The following is an 18,296-nucleotide window of genomic DNA, read 5'->3' on the forward strand; positions in this document are numbered from 1 at the left end:
GCGTGGAACTGGCAGACGACGTGTTTTTCGGGCCAAGCTGTGTGTTCACGAACGTCATCGCGACGACGAAGGTGGGCGAGATCACGCTTGAAGAATTCATGCGCGGAACTCAGACAACGATTGACAGGCTGAGCGCAAGCGGCAGGAAAGTTTACTACGTGAGCGAAAATCCTGAGCTCAAGATACACGCGAAATATTGCCTGGAGCGACCCTATCGTGACGCGCATGAGCAATGCGGCCTCCAGAAGAGCGATGTCATGGCGCGGCAAGAGGTCTATTTGTCGGCACTTGGCCAATTGAAAAACGCGAGACTGATCGAGAGTATCGATGCGTTCTGCCCGACCGATCAGTGCGTCTTGTACGATGACGACGCACTCCTTTACGCAGACGACGATCACCTGTCCGTCAGAGGCAGCGGCTTTTTGTTCGAGAACGTCATTCGCCCGATCCTGATACCCGGGATCGACCAGGACAGAAAGTAGAAAGACTTATCTTGCGACCCTGTCGAGGTAGAACGTTTTTCCCATAACACGGCGCGTTTCAAGCCCCTTGTCGCTGAGAAAATCGAGCAGCTTGGCGACCTCGTCATGACCGACAATTGTCGGATGCATTTCGACAATAATCTTGGACACGCCGTCCAGGCTGCAATTCCTCAAAAGCTCAAGTTCAGCTCCTTCGACGTCCATTACGATGACAGTCGGCTGATATGCAGCAACCACGTCAGACATAGCGTCCGCCTGGAGTTTTGTCTTGCTTCCAAGGTTACGATCGATCATCGACGATGAAAGCACGTTCTCCGAAACAAAGAAGTCCGTTGTGCCCGCTTCGACGGATACAAGCCTGTTTCTCAGGTTGGGCTGCAGACGGTTGAGCGCATAATTCTTCTCGATGACGCGCTGCATTTGCGGATTCGGCTCATAAGAAAGAACGTTTTCAGGCCCACAGATCTTGGCGCAAACCAGACTGATGAACCCTATGCCTGCACCGAGCTCCAGGACCCTGTCGGTCGGCTTGACCGCAGCACTGACAAGCAGGTACTCCGGCGTTTCATATCTCTTTTGCAGCAACTGTTTCCTGATGGAAGCAGGCACAAATTCCCGTTCAGCGGTCAGACGGACGCCTTCGATCGTGATCTCGCGGAGATTGAGCTTACGTCTTACCTTGTAAGCAATTTTTCGCCCAAAGTCGGCCAACATCGCCAAGCTCACCTTTCGCATCGCTATCTGTCTGCCTGAGCCAGATTTTCGTAGATCCTGATCAGGACGAAGTTTATCCCTGCCGATCAAATCGACCGAAGTCTCGCAGCAATCCGTGGTCAATAAGGGAACGTATCCCAGAGAACAAGACACTTTGCGAAGTATACAACCCCTCATCCATCAGGCGGGTCATCTGAGTGTTGTAGTCCCGATAATGTCCCGCATCGTCGGTGTGCTGTTTTCGGGCGATCGCCTCGGTCACCTTGCTCTGAAAATCGTCGAGATATTTGAAGTGGAGCAGAGCGCCCCACTCAGGCGCAACGCTGATCTGCTTGTCAATCCCGTGCACACCGCCGGAGAACTTGAAATCGCTGCGCCATTTGATCAGGGGAATTTTGCTCTGAACGGCGGCGGTGTCCGGAAGTGCATCCTTTACCAGCTTGAACAGCAAGTGATCAACGAAACGTCCGGCGGCTGTCTCGGGCGCGTGCGCACGAATTGAGAAAACCCGGCGAAGCAGTGCCCTGTCCAGAAAGGTTTCCGAACGCTTGGCATCCTGGTGAAACAGCCGCTCCCGCGTTCCGCCAAACAAATGCCGGGACGGCGACTTGTACCGTTTCCGGTGGCTTCCCTTGAGCGGACAGTAGCGGTAGCCGGTCCCGTCGAAATAGGGGCTCGCCTCCAGGAAACTGTCACCAGCCCTGTATTTCAGGTCCTTCAAGGGCCCTTTCGGGTACATGTCGACCATGGGGCAAAACAGTGCCCGGTGGTCATTGTCATCAAGCACGCGCACCAGTTCGTCGATCGACCGGTCCGGCCAGCCGGGATAAACAAAGAGCTCATCGACATCAGGAAAGATAACCCAGCGGTCTTCCAGGTAACGCTCACAGATCAGCTGGCGCCAGTCCGACTTGTAGTCCCTGTAGGGCTTTTCCGTCCCGATGACACTCACGTCGGCGCATCCGGACAATATTGCGCGCGTGCCGTCCGCCGAGTTGTTGTCTATGACGATGAAGTGGGCGATGCCGAGCGCGCGATAATGTTCCAGAAAATACGGAAACCGGAGAGCCTCGTTGTAGGCCAGTATCACCGCAACCACCCCATCGCCCGGGATGGTCAGGTCATGCACATCCGGTGATGCAAACGCTTCGTCCAGACGGCTTTCGATGGAAACCTGCGTCATGAAACGGTTTCCGCCTGCGCCCGGTCCTGCGCGTAGAGGGTGTTCCGAACGGCACCGGTGTCAAAGTCGAAGCCAAAGTGATCGATGTCGGCAGCGTACCAATCCGCAATAACCTGTCTCGTTTTCTCGGTGTAAAGGTCGCGATAATCGGTACCGGACACCTTGCTCACGTTTCTTGGTTTGAGCTCACTCTCAAGCGACAGGTAGCGCCCCATCTCTTCGGTCAGATTCTCCTGCCGCAGGACATCAACCTCAATGCGGTTTTGCTCGTCCGTCAGATAGTCGATCTGCGGATACCAGCCCCTGATGGCGCGGTGCCAGAAGTAGTCCTCGCCACCCCAGGCGTGGCGCTCTTCAAGAAATGCCTCGAAGCCCGTCCGGTCATAGCTGAGATCGGCCTGTTTCCCATTGCCCCGGGTCTGCAAGGCAAATTTGAACCGCGAGACGGTACGGGACCACGGATTGCGAACGACCGCGAAGGCAATCGTGGCCTTCCTGACCGAGATATCCACGTCCCGATACCGGGCGTGTTCGTACCCCGGCTGCGCCCCCATGGCCTGCATGTGCCGTTTCAATCCATCGGCGTAGCCCTTGCTCTTGAGCCGTCGCCGGTTGGCGAGCACGATCCGGCTCTTGAGCTGGGTGTCATGCCGAATGGCCATGCCGCCGTTTTTGGGAATGTGAATCAGGAGATGTTTCCTGGGCACCAGCCCAAGACGCGCAGGAGCGAATTTGACGAGGTTCTTGAGCTGGTACTCATCCATGATCGGGTCTGGATCTTCTTTGATGTCTGGCGGCCGTTCCGGTGCGCTCACCGACGCATGTCAATCAGGTGCTGCCTTATCCCAATCTTCCAGTCCTGTCCATTCATGGGCTCGCCATCCAGATTGAACTGAACCGATTTCTCCGTCCTGATGTCAACGTCACGCACCCTGCGCTGGATAATGCTGTGCCTGATGCCGTCGACGCCGCTCTCCAGCAGCGTCGACAGCAGATCCGGTACCATTCCCGACTTGGGGAAAGGGATGATCGTGAGATCGAGAAAACCGTCGTCCAGCTTGGCACGCGGGCAAAGCCGGATGCCGCCACCGGCGCGGCGGCCGTTGCCGATGGCGAGCGCGATAAAGGCTCCCTCCCAGACGAAATCCTCTGCCTCTATCCGGCCTTCGCATGCCGACAGTTCGGAAAAGCGGTGCAGACCCGTGAAAAGGTAGGCCGCGCCTCCCAGCACCCGTTTCAGGTTCGGATCGGTCTGTGATGTCACCTGCGTTCCAAAACCGCCTGTCGCCATGTTGACGAAACAGCATCCGTTGACCTCGCCGACATCCATGGGCTTGGCGCTCGCCCTTGCAGCAAAGCGCAGGCAGGCGGATACATCGGCCGGATCGAGGCGGATATGCCGGGCGAAGTCATTGGCGGTTCCGAGCGGCAATACGGCAAAGGCAAATGGCGGTCTGTCTCCGTCACCCATTTCATGCAACACCGTATCGACCACTTCGTGGATCGTACCGTCGCCGCCGCCGCTGACCAGCGTGTCGATCCTTTCCGAGGCATGATCGGCAAGCGCTTCCCGCGCAAGGCGCGCGGTATCACCGGCTTCGTAGGTCACCCGCACGGAGACGTCGTGACCCATGTCGCGCACCGCGCCGATTGCGGCGCGGATGTCGCTCCGGCCTGCGGACTTCCCGTTCAGGATCACCCGCAGATGCTGTTTGTCAGTGTTTCTCATTTTTCAGGTCACGTTGCACTTGGTTGGCAAGGAGGTCATTCGGGAAGCATGGTTTCCCGTGTTACCCGAGCGGTTTCGGCCTCTTCCGTCAACCATTTCCGGAACGCCGAAACAACGGGCCGCATTGTTCGGCCCTCGGGATAGACAAAGTAGTAGGCCGTCTGCTGATCGAGCGAGAGGTCGAAGAGGCGGACGAGACGGCCGGACGCCAACTCGTCCTCGATAAAGAGCTTCGGCATCAGGGCAGCGCCGGCGTGATGGATCGCCGCTTCCGATATCATGACGAATTGTTCGAAACGTGCCCCCTGAAAGGCCGTATCCGTCTCAACGCCCGCAAGATCGAACCATTGCCGCCACGCCAGCGGCCGCGTTGCCAGTTGCAGGCGCGGGACGCGCGCCAGATCCTGAGGCGCGCGGATATCATGGCGTTCCTTGAAGATACGCGAGGCAACGGGAACCACCTCTTCGGCAAAGAGCCTTTCCGCGATCGCACCGGCCCAGACCGGGTCCCCGTGATGGATGGCTCCGTCGAAAGGCTGTTCGTCGAAATCGAACGGCTGCAGGCGCACACTCAGGTTGAGACCCGCATCCGGGTATCTGCGCCCGAATTCCGCAAGGCGCGGCGCCAGCCAGCGCGTTCCGAATGTCGGCAATACGGCCAGATTCAGAACGTCTGCGCTGCCGGCGTAGGACATCACCTGCCGTGTCGCCAATGTCATCTGTTCAAGAGCACCGCGAATATCGTGCAGATAGATACGCCCGGCATCGGTGAGGACGATGCGCTGACGGACCCTTCGGAAAAGCTCCACGCCGAGCCTGGTTTCCAGATGCCGCACCTGCTTGGAAATCGCACCTTGCGTCAGGTGAAGCTCTTCGGCTGCGCGCGTGAAACTCAAATGGCGCGCCGCGCATTCAAATGCGATCAGCGTGTCGGCCGAAGGGATAAAGGCGCGTTTCATTCAAAATCTCTGTTCATTCCATTTTGTCATGAATGTTGAACCAGGTTTCGCTTTTATGCAAACGCAAAAGAAGACAAACTGGCGAAACCAGAATGATCTAAGGCTGCACCGTGATCTCAAGGACTGCGCGCGGCCAATGTCACGATCGCCGGCGTCCGGCACAGGAGACGACCCATGAATGCACCCGTACAGATCAAATCCAGCCCATCCGGGGGTGGAGCCTTCGACTGGCAGGACCCCTTTCATCTTCGCGACCAGTTGCAGGAAGACGAGCAGCTCATCCAGGATACGGCCCGCGCCTACGCCCAGGAAAAGCTGCTTCCGCGCGTAATCGATGCCTATCGCGAAGAGACGACCGACCGGGCCATCTTCAATGAAATGGGCGAGCTCGGACTGCTCGGCGTCACCCTGCCGGAAGACTACGGTTGTGCAGGCGCGTCCTACGTGTCTTACGGCGTTGTCGCACGCGAGATCGAGCGGGTCGATTCCGGCTACCGCTCCATGATGAGCGTGCAATCCTCGCTCGTCATGTATCCCATTTACGCCTATGGCTCTGAAGAACAGCGGCAGAAATACCTGCCGAAACTGGCAAGCGGCGAATATGTCGGCTGTTTCGGCCTCACAGAGCCCGATGCGGGCTCCGATCCGGCGGGCATGCGCACCCGTGCGATCAAGACCGATGGCGGTTACCGCCTCACCGGCAGCAAGATGTGGATCTCGAATGCCCCGATTGCCGATGTCTTCGTTGTCTGGGCCAAGTCCGAGGCCCATGATGGCGCCATCCGGGGTTTCGTTCTGGACAAGGGCATGAAGGGTCTGAGCGCGCCCAAGGTCGGCGGCAAGCTCTCGCTGCGCGCCTCGATCACGGGCGAAATCGTCATGGACGACGTGGAAGTGGGCGAAGACGCGCTCCTGCCGAACGTGTCGGGACTGAAAGGTCCGTTCGGCTGTCTCAATCGTGCCCGCTACGGCATCGCCTGGGGCACAATGGGCGCGGCGGAAGACTGCTGGACGCGTGCGCGCCAGTACGGTCTGGAGCGCGAACAGTTCGGCCGGCCACTTGCCCAGACGCAGCTGTTCCAGAAAAAACTGGCGGACATGCAGACAGAAATCGCGCTGGGTCTGCAGGCAGCTCACCGGGTCGGACAGCTTTTCGATGCCGGGCAGGTGTCGCCCGAGATGATCTCGATCATCAAGCGCAACAACTGCGGCAAGGCGCTTGATATCGCGCGTCAGGCGCGGGACATGCATGGCGGCAACGGCATCCAGGAAGAGTACCATGTGATGCGTCACAGCCAGAACCTTGAGACCGTCAATACCTACGAAGGCACGCATGACATTCATGCGCTGATCCTCGGACGCGCACAGACCGGGCTTCAGGCCTTCTTTTGATCTGAACGCGAAACAAGAAAAGCGCGGGCAATGCCCGCGCTGTCTGTTCTGGTGCCAGCCATTGCGCGCGAGCGCCGGCGGTGCTTACTCGGCAACGAGCAGCGTGACAGGCTTGTCGTTTTCAGATGAAGCTTCCCGTGTCTCGGCCGGGCCGGATCCGCTGTCAGGTTCAGTCTGTGCAGGTTCCGTGTCGGCCCCGTCGGAAGACACAGGGTCCTCTTCAAAGGATGCCGCATCATCATCCGCGGCGTCCGAAACAGGCGCTTCGTCTTCCTCGGGAATGCTCGGCGGTGATGCTTCTTCCCGCGCGGCCTGAACCGGAGGGTCCTCTACCGATTTCCGTTTTCGGTCCCGGCCCGCTTCTTCCGCCCAGTCGGTCAGGCTGGAAAAACAATCCGACAGCACCTCTTGCAGCCGCGTGGCCTTGCCCTTGTCCGGCTCGAACGGGGGCGATTCATGACGCAAATAGGCGCGCTGCGCGATCAACAGAGTCAATCCGTGCACCCCGCGCTCGGGTCTGCCGAACGCCTCGACAATGAAGCCGCCTCTGGTCTGGGCGTCAACGCCCAGGTCCAGACCTTTCAATCCACTGAGCATGCCAACGAACAGGTTGCGCAGATCGGCATCGCAGGCAGCACCGTCGGCAGTGCCGATACTCAACTCGGGAAGTTCCTCGGCCGTCACACCCTTGATGTGCGAGCGCATGGACTGGCAGTCGACCAAGACGACGGTTCCGTGCTTGCGCATCAACCTGTCTACCTGCTGCCTCAAAGCCTTGTGGAAGGGTGCATGAAACAGCAGGACGCGTTGTTCGATCTCGGTTGGCCCCGGCTCCTCACCGTCCTGGTAAATATTTTTGCCATCGAGCGTTGTTGCCGGACATAACGCAGCCAGGGGATCAAAGGCAGCCGCCAAGGGCGTCGCCGGATCCTTGTCAACGTCGATCACATAGCGCGAAATCGACGATCTCAGAACTGTCAGGCCAAGATCCGCGCTGAACCCGAAAAGCCTTTCCAGACGCCACGACAGGTCGGCCTGAAGGCGGCCGGTGGCGTTGAACCGTGCGGACACGGGTTTTGGTACGTCCGTGCCGCTATTGGGCAGGCACAGGATGAGCGGGCTTTGTCCTTCTTCCACCAAAATCATGCTGCAACGCCTAACCGACGATACCAGTTCACCGCTAACTTGAAGAATTTACTTAACGGAAACAAGACATTTTCTTCGTTTTGCATGGCAACTGACTTGCAAATCTGCACAGTTTCAACCTTGCAATGCACAAGAAATCTACACCAGGTGGCGTTAACATAACCCTAGCCGATGTCGTTTTGATGGACGGCAACCAAAACGCGGCCTCGCCGACGAACAACAGGAACGGCCCTCCCGTCTGATGATTTCGCAACACCACGGCACCGATCGGCCCCGGCTCTCTTGACCTTTGAGAGGGAGCAGGCAATTTTCTGTCCGTTGCCCCACCGCAGGGTTTCGACATAGCGGCATCTGCCTGCATGTCCCCGCATTTCGCAAAAGGAAACCGAATGCCACTTCGCCACGGCAAAGAATTTCTGATGATTCCCGGACCGACCAATGTTCCGGAGGAAGTGCTCAGGGCAATGCACAGGCCCGCCGTCGACATCTACGAAGGCCCGCTGCTTGAAACGACCGACTATTGCCTGCACAGCCTCAAGCGGCTGTTCCGCACAGAGGGCAGAACCTATATCTACGCTGCAAACGGTCACGGGGCCTGGGATGCCGCGCTTTGCAACACCTTGAAACGTGGCGACAAGATCCTCGTCCTGGAGTCCGGAAGATTTGCGCTCGGCTGGGGCGAGGCTGCGGAAATCATGGGACTTGAGGCCGAAATTCTGGCCGGAGCCTGGGACAGAAGCGTCGACCCGGGAAAACTGGAAGACCGGCTCAGGCAGGACAAGAACCACGACATTGCGGCCATCCTGGTGGTTCAGGTCGATACGGCTTCCGGTGTCTGGAACGATATCCCGGCCCTGAGGAAGGCCATCGATGCCACGGGACACCCGGCTCTCTTCATGGTCGATACGATCGCATCCCTCGGGTGCATGCCTTTCGAAATGGACGCCTGGGGTGTCGACGTGGCCCTGACAGGATCGCAGAAGGGCCTCATGTGCCCGCCCGGGCTGTCCTTTGTCGCCGCCGGCCCGAAGGCGGACAAGGCACACGAAACTGCCGAGCTCAGAACAAATTACACCGACTGGACTTTCCGGCAGGGCCCGGAGCATTACCAGAAATATTGCGGGACGCCGCCGGAGCACCTTCTCTACGCGTTTCAGAAAGCCGCGGAGATCCTCTTCGACGAAGGCCTTGAACAGGCTTGGCACCGGCACGCCCTGCTGGGGGAGGCAACCCGCAGGGCCATTGCCCGATGGTCGGAGGCCGGCGCGGTCAACTTCAACATCAGCGAACCGCATGCGCGCTCCAACAGCGTCTCGGTGGTCCGGCTGGAAGAGGGTCACGCCGACGCGCTGCGCGAATTCACCAAAACCGTCTGCGGCGTCACGATTGGCGGGACGATCGGCGAGATTTCCGGCAAGGGCGTCCGCATTGCCCACATGGGTCACGTCAACGCGGTCATGCTGCTGGGAACGCTGTCGGCAATCGAACTCGGCTTCGAACGGCTGTCCATTCCCTACGGCAAGGGCGGAGTACAGGCAGCCATCGACTATCTTGCCGGTGCCCTCTAAGAGTCAGCCTGTCCCGAAAGGATCAGAGCTTTTCCTCAAGACGCTCGCAAATCGTCTTGAGCACCTCGATGCGCGCATGACGCTTGTTTTCGGAGGACACCAGTGTCCAGGGCGCGTAGTGGGTCGAGGTCCGGTCGACCATGTCGCCAGCCGCTATCGCATACTGGTCCCATTTCAGCCGGTTGCGCCAATCCTCATCGGTGATCTTGTGCTGCTTGTAGGCCGTGTCTTCCCTGGCCTTGAAACGCCTGAGCTGCTCGTCTTCTGAAATCGCAAGCCAGAACTTGCAGACGATGTAACCGAAATCAGTGAGTTCCTGCTCGAACTCGTTGATTTCGTTGTAGGCCCGGAGCCAGTCGTCGTGTCCGGCGAACCCCTCGACCCTTTCAACCAGAACACGTTCGTACCAGGAACGGTCGAAGAAGGCGAAATGCCCCTTGCGCGGCACGCGGCGCCAGAAGCGCCACAGGTACGGCCGTGCCTTTTCCTCGTCCGACGGGGCGGAAATCGGATGCACCTTGTAGATGCGCGGGTCAAGCGGCCGGATCACACGGCGGATCGCGCCGCCCTTGCCGGCGGCATCATTGCCCTGAAACACCAGAACCACGCCGGTCTTCGACATGGACTTGCGATCGGAAAGCTCCGATAGCCGGTCCTGGTACTCCCGCCGTTTTTGCTCGTATTCCGGTTTGTCGAGAGACGCCGTCAGGTCGATGTTGTCGACGGCGGATTCCTTTTGGATGCCACCGACAACCGGCGGCGCGGCAATGGATTCCGCCTCGCCGTCCTCCAGTTTCAGGCTCATGTTGCGGGCGACCGTCTGTGCCAGGGCCGCATCGCGATACTCGGCGTCCTGCGAGGGAATGACGAACCAGGGCGCATATCCCTTGCTTGTCTCCAGGACGATCTTTTCGCCGGCCTCGCTTGCCTTCTTGTGATGCTTGAGTGCCGCCCAGTCCGCGAGCACGTGGCGCGCGCTGTTTTTCTTTTCAATGTTCTTCAAGCGTTCCTTCTGCACGTCCTTCGGCAGGTAGAACCAGAATTTCAGGATAAGGATGTCCTCTTTGGACAGCATCTCCTCGAACCTGCGAATGCGCACAAGTGCCTTCTCGAAGGCGTCTTCATCTATTTTCTTGTAGATCCAGTCTCTCAGGACGGCCTGATACCAGCTTCCGAACACGATTGCCGTTTCGCCCTTTGCGGGCAGGTCGCGCCAGTAGCGCCACAGCGGTGGACGAAGACGGGCTTCGTCGGTGGGTTCGCCATAGGCGTTGCAGACCAGGTGCCGGGCGTCCATCCAGCCATAAAGCCGGGCCACTGCCTCGCCCTTGCCGGCGCCATCAAGACCGTCCACAAGGATCAGCGTCGAAAAGGGCTGCTTTTCGATCATCGGCAGTTGGGCTGCCAGAAGCTGTTCCCTGAGTTCAGGTTCCAGCTTCTTGAACTCCTTTTTGGTCATTTTTTGCGGCAGGCGGGCAGATTCGAACATCGGCGGCTCCAGAAAAAGCGTACGGGGAGCATCTTGTCCCAGCCGACGCCAAAAGGCCATGCGCAAATCAATCCTGGCCTGAATACCGGCAACGGCACTTTTTACTGTTGGTTGTGAAGAGCGGCACTTATATGAGACAGCGGATGTTTTTCCGTGAGCGATTCCATGTTGAAATCGGGACCGGAAAGACAGACAAGCTTCAAGATGTTGATTTTCAGTCAGACTGACAGGCGTCCGTGACAGACTTTATAGACCCCGTTCTGACCTTCATTGCCGAAAACCCGGGGCTGGCGGGTCTGATCTGTTTTCTTGCCGCCATGGGGGAAGCGCTTTTTATCATCGGGCTGTTCGTGCCAACGACCGTTGTTCTGGTTGGTGCGGGAACCCTTGTGGGTCTTGGAAAGCTCGATCCGGTGCCGCTTTTCATCTGGACAACACTCGGGGCGACGGCGGGCGATGCCATCTCCTACTGGATCGGCTACCGCTTCAAGGACAAGATCAAGAGCATGTGGCCGCTGAACAAGTACGAGCACATGATCGTCAGCGGTGAAAAATTCTTCGAGCGCCACGGCGGAAAGAGCGTGTTCTTTGGCCGTTTCGTGCCGGGCGTCAAGTCCGTGGTTCCCGGAATTGCCGGGATGGCCGGCATGAATTTCACCCGTTTTTCGGTGGTGAACGTGACATCCGCCTTTGCCTGGACGATTGCCCATATGGGTCCGGGCATCATTGCCGGGTCCGCGCTCAATGCGATCGGTCAGATCAGCGGGCGGCTTGCCCTTGTCCTCGGCGCGCTGCTCCTGATCATCTTCCTCATCGTGATGCTCGGGCGCTGGCTTATCCTGATCATCCTGCCGCTCTTTCCAAATGCACATGCCGCGATCGTGTCCTGGTTTGCGAAACGGCCGGGCCGGGTCTCCCAGTGGATCGCGCGCAATTTCGATCCGGCGCATCCGCGCTCCGCGGGCATGCTTGCGTCCGCCATCCTGCTGCTGATTACAATGCCGGCGTTTTTCTGGATCGTTGGAGAAGTATCGCCGGGCGAGCCGATGGTGCGCGCGGACCTGGCGATCCTGAACTTCTTCGACAGTGTGCGATCCACGGCCGGCGACAAGATCATGGTCTTCTTTACCATGCTGGGAGACGGTGTCGTCGTCACGGCGGTGACCGTCGTCGTCGCGGCCTATCTCTTTGGCCGCAAGGCGTGGCGGCGGGGCATCGGCTTCATCATCGCCATGGCCGGGACAGCCATGTTTGTACCGCTGTTCAAGCTCATCCTGCACCGCTCCCGTCCGATCGAACTCTACGCCGGCGCCGATGCCTACAGCTTTCCGAGCGGTCACGCCACGTTGACCGCCGTTCTCTTCGGTATCAGCGCTGTTCTGATCGCGCATGATCTCAACCGCTGGCTCAAGGCGACCGTGTTCACGGTGTCCGCAACGCTTGTCATCACCATCGGTTTCTCGCGGATCTACCTCGGCGCGCACTGGATGTCGGACGTGCTCGCCGGCCTGTTGTTCGGAACCGCGATGGTGTCCGCCTTTGCCTTTGTCTTCGGTCCGATCCACAACGAGAAAATCGGGCGGGCGACGCTCGCCGCGCTTGTCGTCACCACACTGACCATCTTCGGCGGCTGGCATATCTGGTCAGCATTCAATCAGGCGCTCATAACCTATCAGCCGAGGGTCCACACCGAAATGCTGACGGCATCCAAGTGGCGCGACGGGGAATGGCGGTCGCTTCCGGACAGGCGCATCGAACTCAATGGTGACCGCGAGGAACCGCTCGTGATCCAGTATGCCGGACCCCTGGACGCATTTGCCGCGGTCGCGGAAAAGGACGGCTGGCAGATCCCGCCGAAGTGGAACCTGACAACGGCGGGCGGCTTTGTCGAAGGTCAGACACCGCCGGACTCGCTGCCCATCCTGCCGAGAACCCAGAACGGCCGGCAGCCGGATCTTGTTCTCATCCACAAGGACCTGGATGAGGAAAAAGGCGGGCGCTGGGTGCTACGGCTATGGCCGAGCCTTTACCAGGTCTACGACGATGGCAGCCTGCAGCCGCTGTTCCTCGGAAGCGTTGTTCACGAGAACATCCTCAGACCGATGGGCGAGTTCTCCGGCCCAAGAACAGATCTTTTTTCTCCCCCCGATTCGGAAAACCCGGCGCTGCAAATCCCCGGCGCTATCGCCAAAACACGCGCGGACGGTACCAAGGTCATCCTGGGTCTCATCGACCGGCCCCACTCCGCCGGGACGGATACCCAGAAAGCCGGACCGAAACAGTAGGCTGCTGATCAGCTTGCAAGCGGCAGTTTCGCCGCTCGGGGCGTACCCAGCAAACATTCGACCCGTCCCTGGCGCTCCGGCTGCCCGCCGCCAAGCCTGAAAAGGACTTGAACCCAAGCCAATATATTCATATATTCGAAAATATAAGATTAAAAGGGCAGGACATGACTGAATTCACGCCTCTTCAAAGCCTGGCAGGAGGTCTCCTGATCGGGTTCGCCGCGGTCGCCCTGATGGCAACGCTTGGCCGCATTGCCGGTATCAGCGGCGTCGTCAACGGCCTTCTGACGCTCAAGCTGAACCAGGACTGGGCCTGGCGGGCAGCTTTCGCCGCCGGGATGGTGCTCAGCCCGCTGGTCTTTCTCGGGCTGACGGGCCGGCTTCCTGAAATCAGCGTACCATCGTCGCCCACGCTTCTGATCGCCGGCGGATTTCTGATCGGGGCCGGGGTCACCTTCGGGTCCGGCTGCACCAGCGGACATGGTGTCTGCGGCATGTCGCGCCTTTCGATCCGGTCAATCGTTGCCACGCTGACCTTCATGGCAACGGCGGGCGTCACCGTTTTCCTGATCCGGCACGTAATTGGAGGCTGATATGCTCAGAGTTCTTTCCGCCTTTGCCATTGGTCTCGTTTTCGGCACCGGAATTCTGGTTTCCGGCATGGGCAATCCGGCCAAGGTTCTGAATTTCTTCGACGTTGCCGGGACCTGGGACCCAAGCCTTGCCTTTGTGATGGGCGGCGCGCTTGTGGTCACCGCGATCGGCTACCGGCTGGTTTTCCGGATGCACGAACCGCTGTTTGCAACAGGGTTCTCCCTGCCGACCCGGCAGGATCTCGACATGAAACTTCTCGGGGGGTCCGCGGTCTTCGGCATCGGCTGGGGCATGAGCGGTTTCTGCCCGGGAGGACTTGTGCCGGTGCTTGGAATCGGGCTTGGGATCGGATTGACCGGGCCGCTTCTCACCGCAGCAGCCATTGCCGCCGGCATGCTCGCGGCACGGTGGACAAGCCGACTGGTTTCCAGCGGGCAACCTGCAAGCGCTTGAAGGAGAGAGACATGCCGGGTTCCAATTACCCCGTCGACATGGACATAAGGCCCGATGTGAAGGCGTTCTTCGATCCGGCGACAAACACGATCAGCTACGTGGTCAGGGATCCGTCCTCAAAGGCCTGCGCCGTCGTCGACAGCGTCATGGATATCGATATCGCAGCCGGCCGCATCACCTATGACAACGCAAACGAGATCATCGCCTATATCGAGGAAAACGGGCTTGAGCTCGAATGGCTGATCGAAACACATGTCCATGCCGACCATCTCTCCGGAGCGCCCTACATCCAGCAGAAACTTGGCGGCAAACTGGGTATCGGCGACCAGATCACCGTCATCCAGGAAACCTTCGGCAAGGTTTTCAACGAGGGCACGGAATTCCAGCGCGACGGCAGCCAGTTCGACCGGCTGTTTCAGGACGGCGACACCTACCGGATCGGAGAGATGACCGCCTTTGCCATGGCCACACCCGGCCACACGCCGGCCTGCATGGTGCACGTGATGGGCAACGCCGCCTTTGCCGGCGATACGCTGTTCATGCCCGATGGCGGTTCGGCGCGCGCGGATTTCCCCGGCGGCGACGCGGCGATGCTGTACGATTCCATCCAGAAGGTCCTGTCCCTGCCGGAGGACATGCGCCTGTTCATGTGTCACGACTACGGCCCGAACGGGCGGGACATTCAGTGGGAAACGACCGTTGGCGACGAAAAGACCCACAACATCCATGTCGGCGGCGGCAAGACCCGGGAAGAGTTCGTGAAGTTCCGCACCGAACGCGATGCCCAGCTCTCCATGCCCAAGCTCATCATTCCGTCCATCCAGGTCAACATGCGCGCAGGCAAGCTGCCGCCTGCCGATGACAGCGGAAAGACCTTCCTGAAAGTGCCTGTGAACGCGCTTTGAGCGTCGCTAAGCGGACGAAGCTCACTGCAATCGCGGCCTTGCCGAAGGCTTATTCGTCTGCTGCCTTCAGCACCGGCGTGATCTTCTCGCAAAAGCGGAACCGGACCGGTGGACGCTCGCCCTCCTGAACCAGGAGACCGCCCGTTCCGCGCGGCTGTACCGTGACAAGTTCGATCGACTCCGCGCCGCTGTTCAGCAGGCAATTGATCGCTGCACGTTGGGTGTCCCTGCCACCAAGCTCGGCTCCATAGACCTGGCAGATACGGTCCGGCATTTCCCAGAGGCCGCGATAAATCGCGAGCGCACTGCCCGGCGCGCTCCGGTCGATACTCTGCGGTGGGCAATCGCTCAGATCCCGGACCCAGATACCTTGCGCGAAATCGGCAAAGCGCAGATCGAGCGTCCGTCCTTGCAGCAAAGGCGCGGATTTGGGAACCTGAACCTTCAGATCTCCCTTGGCCGCGAAGCCGGTTGCCGATGGCAAAGTCAGCAGTGCGGCAAGGAGCACGCCCCGCCCAAGATATCTCAAATACATTGCCCCTCCTGGCCTGACTGTCACCAGCATACCCACGTGGCCCGTATCCGGAAACAGTCAAAGTGCCGGGTCACGCCCTGTTTAAAACACAGCTCTTGCAAAATGTGAACAAAGATGGAACAAATTCCGCATGACACAGGAAACGAAACCTGCGGCCGGACGCCTCCAGCTGGACGATCCCCTCGTCGACGGCCGCCAGTCGGAAACGGCTCTCAAGGTCTGGCGCGGAACCGCCCGGCTGATGCGCCAGCTCGACTTTTCCTGCCTGCCGGAAGTTACGCTCGCCTCTTCCCGGCGGGCCGACCTGCTTGCGCTCGGCCCGAAACACCAGCTCTGGATTGTCGAGGTCAAGTCTTCGGTCGCCGACTTCCGCGCGGACAACAAATGGCCGGACTACCGGCAACACTGCGACCGGCTGTTTTTTGCAACCCACCCCGATGTGCCGCTTGATATCTTTCCGGAAGAGGCCGGTCTTATCGTCTCGGACGGGTTCGGAGCGGAGATCCTGCGCGACGCTCCGGAACACAAGCTGGCCGCGGCGACACGAAAGTCGGTGACCCATCGCTTTGCCCGCCACGCCGCGAACCGGCTGCACGATCTTTCCGACCCGGACGGGAAGCGCTTTTTCGAAGGCCTTTGACTGCCTGGGCGCCACGGGAAATCAGCCGGCGATCCGTTGTTCTAGCTGTGCGTAGAAGGAATGTCGCAACTCACCTTAGGCGGATGCAATCGTGGTCGCAGACATGCAGGTCGTCTGGTTCAAAAAAGATCTTCGCGTACAGGATCACGCTCCCCTCAAACGCGCCAGCCTGCGCGGCGGGCCCGTTCTTCCGCTCTATGTCTTCGAACCGGACTTCTGGCGGCAGCCGGACGCCTCGGGACGGCATTTTTCTTTCCTTGCGGAGTGCCTTGAAGACCTGCGGCAGGACCTCGCCCGCCTCGGTCAGACCCTGATTATCCGAACCGGTGACGTGACCGACATTCTGGGGGCGCTCTCCAGGGAACGTCCGATCGAAAGACTCTGGTCCCACGAGGAAACCGGCAATGCCTGGACGTTCGAGCGCGACAAGCGCGTTGCCGGGTGGTGCCGTTCGAAGGGCATCGCATGGACCGAATGCCGGCAGACAGGTGTCCTGCGCGGGTTGAAAAACCGCGATGGCTGGGCCCGCAAATGGGACACCTTCATGGCCGAGGCGCCGGTTGAACCGCCGCAGCTGACACCGCTCACAGGGATTGATCCGGGCAACGTTCCAGCTCCCGGCGAGCTTGGACTAGCCGATGACCCCTGTCCCGGACGCCAAAGCGGCGGCCGCACCAAGGCCCTGTCCACGCTGGAGAGCTTTCTGTTCTCCCGCGGCAAGACCTACCGCGCCGCCATGTCGACACCCGTGCGCGCTTTCAATGCCTGTTCAAGACTGTCTCCCCACCTGACGTTCGGCACTCTGTCGATGCGCGAGACCGCGCAGGCGGCCTGGGCACGGCAGCGCCAGTTGAAGGAAAGCCTGTTTCCCGGCCGCAGCACCTGGCAAGCTTCCATGCGGTCGTTCTCCGGCCGTCTGCACTGGCATTGCCATTTCATGCAGAAACTCGAAGATGAGACACGTCTGGAGCATCACAATCTGCACGGTGCCTATGACGGATTGCGTCCGTCCGCGCCGGACCTGACGCGCCTCAGAGCCTGGGAGGCAGGCGAAACCGGCCTGCCATTCGTTGACGCCTGCATGCGCTGCCTGAGAGACACAGGCTGGATGAATTTTCGCATGCGGGCCATGCTGATTGCGGTTTCCAGCTACCACCTCTGGCTCGACTGGCGCGCACCCGGTGAGCACCTGGCACGGCTCTTCACCGATTATGAGCCCGGCATTCACTGGCCGCAGGTGCAAATGCAATCCGGGACTACCGGCATCAACACGATCCGCATCTACAATCCGGTGAAACAGGGCCTTGACCAGGACCCCGACGGCACCTTCGTGCGCATGTGGGTCCCGGAACTTGCGAACCTGGACGGCCAGAATGTTCATGAACCCTGGAAGGCGGACGGCGCAGGGAAAATCCTTGGGAAATCCTACCCCTTCCCGATTGTCGATTACCTGAGCGCGGCAAAGGAGGCACGCGAGAAGGTCTGGGCCATCCGGAAAGGACAGGCCTTTCGCGGCAAATCTGCGGACATCCAGGAGAAACACGGTAGCCGAAAAAGCGGCATAGCCATGCGCGGGCAGGAGCGCACGCGCCGCCGCACGCGCCGGAACCGCTCGTCCGACCAGGCAGACCTCTTCGAGATCCCAACATGAAGATGCGCAAGAAATCCGACTTGCCGCAAAAGACCTGTCCGGCCTGCGGACGTCCGTTCACCTGGCGCAAGAAATGGGAGCGGGTCTGGGACGACGTGCGGTTCTGCTCAGGCAGGTGCCGGCGCCAGCGCGGACAGCAAAAGCCACCCACGGCGTGAATGGCTGAGAGCGATCTTCCACCTTGGCATCCATGCCGCCGCAGCACCATTCGATGACCTTCCCGGTTCGAGAGCGAGCGCCATGTTTCGGTCTGACGCAAAGCCGGGATACGGATTTGTTCTTGTTGTTTGTCGTCCCGGTTTGGTGCGTAAGCGGCAAGACCGGGATCCAGTACGCCGTATGGCTGGCGGTTGGAGGAAAGCGGAGAAACAAGAGGGTACTGGCTTGCGGCCTTCCGCTGCGCTTCAGCCGGAATGACAACTCATTGACAGAGGATCGCCTTACGAGAACCACCCCGGGCTAAATCGAAATGCAAACGGCATGGATTGCAGGGTCAAGCCCTGCAATGACTACCGGTTAGAGAGGTGTCCAACGCAAAATAATCACACGCGGTCATGCCATGGCTCGACCA

18 protein-coding genes are annotated in these 18,296 nt (G+C 59.7%); 10 read left to right on the plus strand and 8 right to left on the minus strand.

Annotation, left to right across the window (positions count from 1 at the left end; all coding sequences use genetic code 11):
• Positions 1-2 precede the first annotated feature (2 nt).
• Entirely contained in the window at positions 3-482 is a 480-nt protein-coding gene (locus tag RBB49_RS10425) for an SGNH hydrolase domain-containing protein (protein WP_306142695.1), read from the plus strand.
• A gap of 6 nt (positions 483-488) precedes the next feature.
• Here RBB49_RS10425 and RBB49_RS10430 read toward each other — a convergent pair whose 3' ends face one another.
• Genes RBB49_RS10430 through RBB49_RS10450 form a run of 5 tightly spaced genes read right to left on the minus strand, consistent with a single transcriptional unit; the run spans position 489 to position 5,067 of the window.
• Positions 489-1,286 (minus strand): FkbM family methyltransferase, encoded by a 798-nt coding sequence (locus RBB49_RS10430; RefSeq protein ID WP_306142696.1) that lies wholly within the window; start codon positions 1,284-1,286, stop codon positions 489-491.
• Positions 1,270-2,379, minus strand: a complete 1,110-nt coding sequence (locus tag RBB49_RS10435; protein WP_306142697.1) for a glycosyltransferase family 2 protein — start codon at positions 2,377-2,379, stop codon at positions 1,270-1,272. Before RBB49_RS10435 ends, RBB49_RS10430 begins: the two co-directional genes overlap by 17 nt.
• Positions 2,376-3,194 carry a sulfotransferase family 2 domain-containing protein gene (locus RBB49_RS10440; RefSeq protein ID WP_306142698.1) on the minus strand — a complete coding sequence of 273 codons (819 nt, stop codon included), beginning with the start codon at positions 3,192-3,194 and terminating at the stop codon, positions 2,376-2,378. Before RBB49_RS10440 ends, RBB49_RS10435 begins: the two co-directional genes overlap by 4 nt.
• On the minus strand, positions 3,191-4,108 hold the full coding sequence (yegS, locus tag RBB49_RS10445) for a lipid kinase YegS (RefSeq protein WP_306142699.1): 918 nt from the start codon (positions 4,106-4,108) through the stop codon (positions 3,191-3,193). Before yegS ends, RBB49_RS10440 begins: the two co-directional genes overlap by 4 nt.
• A 35-nt stretch (positions 4,109-4,143) precedes the next feature.
• A complete protein-coding gene (locus tag RBB49_RS10450) occupies positions 4,144-5,067 on the minus strand; it encodes a LysR substrate-binding domain-containing protein (protein ID WP_306142700.1) in 924 nt (307 codons plus the stop codon).
• A 174-nt stretch (positions 5,068-5,241) separates the two neighbouring features.
• On the opposite strand from RBB49_RS10450, the gene RBB49_RS10455 reads away from it, so the two are divergent.
• Entirely contained in the window at positions 5,242-6,459 is a 1,218-nt protein-coding gene (locus RBB49_RS10455) for an acyl-CoA dehydrogenase (protein WP_306142701.1), read from the plus strand.
• Positions 6,460-6,543: 84 nt separating this feature from the next.
• On the opposite strand, the gene RBB49_RS10460 is transcribed toward RBB49_RS10455, so the two are convergent.
• Complete coding sequence (locus RBB49_RS10460) at positions 6,544-7,605, minus strand: N-formylglutamate amidohydrolase (protein WP_306142702.1); 1,062 nt, start codon at positions 7,603-7,605, stop codon at positions 6,544-6,546.
• 389 nt (positions 7,606-7,994) lie between these two features.
• On the opposite strand from RBB49_RS10460, the gene RBB49_RS10465 reads away from it, so the two are divergent.
• Positions 7,995-9,173 carry an alanine--glyoxylate aminotransferase family protein gene (locus tag RBB49_RS10465; RefSeq protein ID WP_306142703.1) on the plus strand — a complete coding sequence of 393 codons (1,179 nt, stop codon included), beginning with the start codon at positions 7,995-7,997 and terminating at the stop codon, positions 9,171-9,173.
• 22 nt (positions 9,174-9,195) lie between these two features.
• Here RBB49_RS10465 and pap read toward each other — a convergent pair whose 3' ends face one another.
• Positions 9,196-10,662 carry a polyphosphate:AMP phosphotransferase gene (pap, locus tag RBB49_RS10470; protein ID WP_306142704.1) on the minus strand — a complete coding sequence of 489 codons (1,467 nt, stop codon included), beginning with the start codon at positions 10,660-10,662 and terminating at the stop codon, positions 9,196-9,198.
• Between the two features lie 236 nt (positions 10,663-10,898).
• Between pap and RBB49_RS10475 the strand changes: the two genes are divergently transcribed.
• The 4 genes from RBB49_RS10475 (at position 10,899) to RBB49_RS10490 (ending at position 14,899) form a co-directional block, all read left to right on the plus strand.
• Positions 10,899-12,947 (plus strand): bifunctional DedA family/phosphatase PAP2 family protein, encoded by a 2,049-nt coding sequence (locus RBB49_RS10475; protein WP_306142705.1) that lies wholly within the window; start codon positions 10,899-10,901, stop codon positions 12,945-12,947.
• Positions 12,948-13,111: 164 nt separating this feature from the next.
• Positions 13,112-13,540 carry a YeeE/YedE family protein gene (locus tag RBB49_RS10480; protein WP_306142706.1) on the plus strand — a complete coding sequence of 143 codons (429 nt, stop codon included), beginning with the start codon at positions 13,112-13,114 and terminating at the stop codon, positions 13,538-13,540.
• 1 nt (position 13,541) lies between these two features.
• Complete coding sequence (locus RBB49_RS10485) at positions 13,542-13,994, plus strand: DUF6691 family protein (protein WP_306142707.1); 453 nt, start codon at positions 13,542-13,544, stop codon at positions 13,992-13,994.
• An 11-nt stretch (positions 13,995-14,005) separates the two neighbouring features.
• Positions 14,006-14,899, plus strand: coding sequence for an MBL fold metallo-hydrolase (locus RBB49_RS10490; protein WP_306142708.1), 894 nt, complete (start codon positions 14,006-14,008; stop codon positions 14,897-14,899).
• 49 nt (positions 14,900-14,948) lie between these two features.
• Here the strand turns inward: RBB49_RS10490 and RBB49_RS10495 are convergent, their stop codons facing one another.
• A complete protein-coding gene (locus tag RBB49_RS10495) occupies positions 14,949-15,434 on the minus strand; it encodes a hypothetical protein (RefSeq protein WP_306142709.1) in 486 nt (161 codons plus the stop codon).
• Between the two features lie 130 nt (positions 15,435-15,564).
• Between RBB49_RS10495 and RBB49_RS10500 the strand changes: the two genes are divergently transcribed.
• The 3 genes from RBB49_RS10500 (at position 15,565) to RBB49_RS10510 (ending at position 17,883) form a co-directional block, all read left to right on the plus strand.
• Entirely contained in the window at positions 15,565-16,074 is a 510-nt protein-coding gene (locus tag RBB49_RS10500; RefSeq protein WP_306142710.1) for an MmcB family DNA repair protein, read from the plus strand.
• A gap of 91 nt (positions 16,075-16,165) precedes the next feature.
• Positions 16,166-17,725: a deoxyribodipyrimidine photo-lyase gene (locus tag RBB49_RS10505; protein ID WP_306142711.1), complete on the plus strand. Its 1,560-nt coding sequence runs from the start codon at positions 16,166-16,168 to the stop codon at positions 17,723-17,725.
• On the plus strand, positions 17,722-17,883 hold the full coding sequence (locus tag RBB49_RS10510; RefSeq protein ID WP_306142712.1) for a DUF2256 domain-containing protein: 162 nt from the start codon (positions 17,722-17,724) through the stop codon (positions 17,881-17,883). The genes RBB49_RS10505 and RBB49_RS10510 overlap by 4 nt, the downstream gene beginning before the upstream one ends.
• Positions 17,884-18,296 lie beyond the last annotated feature (413 nt).

It is taken from the genome of Roseibium sp. MMSF_3412 (assembly GCF_030733265.1).
In the GTDB taxonomy this organism is placed as follows: domain Bacteria; phylum Pseudomonadota; class Alphaproteobacteria; order Rhizobiales; family Stappiaceae; genus Roseibium.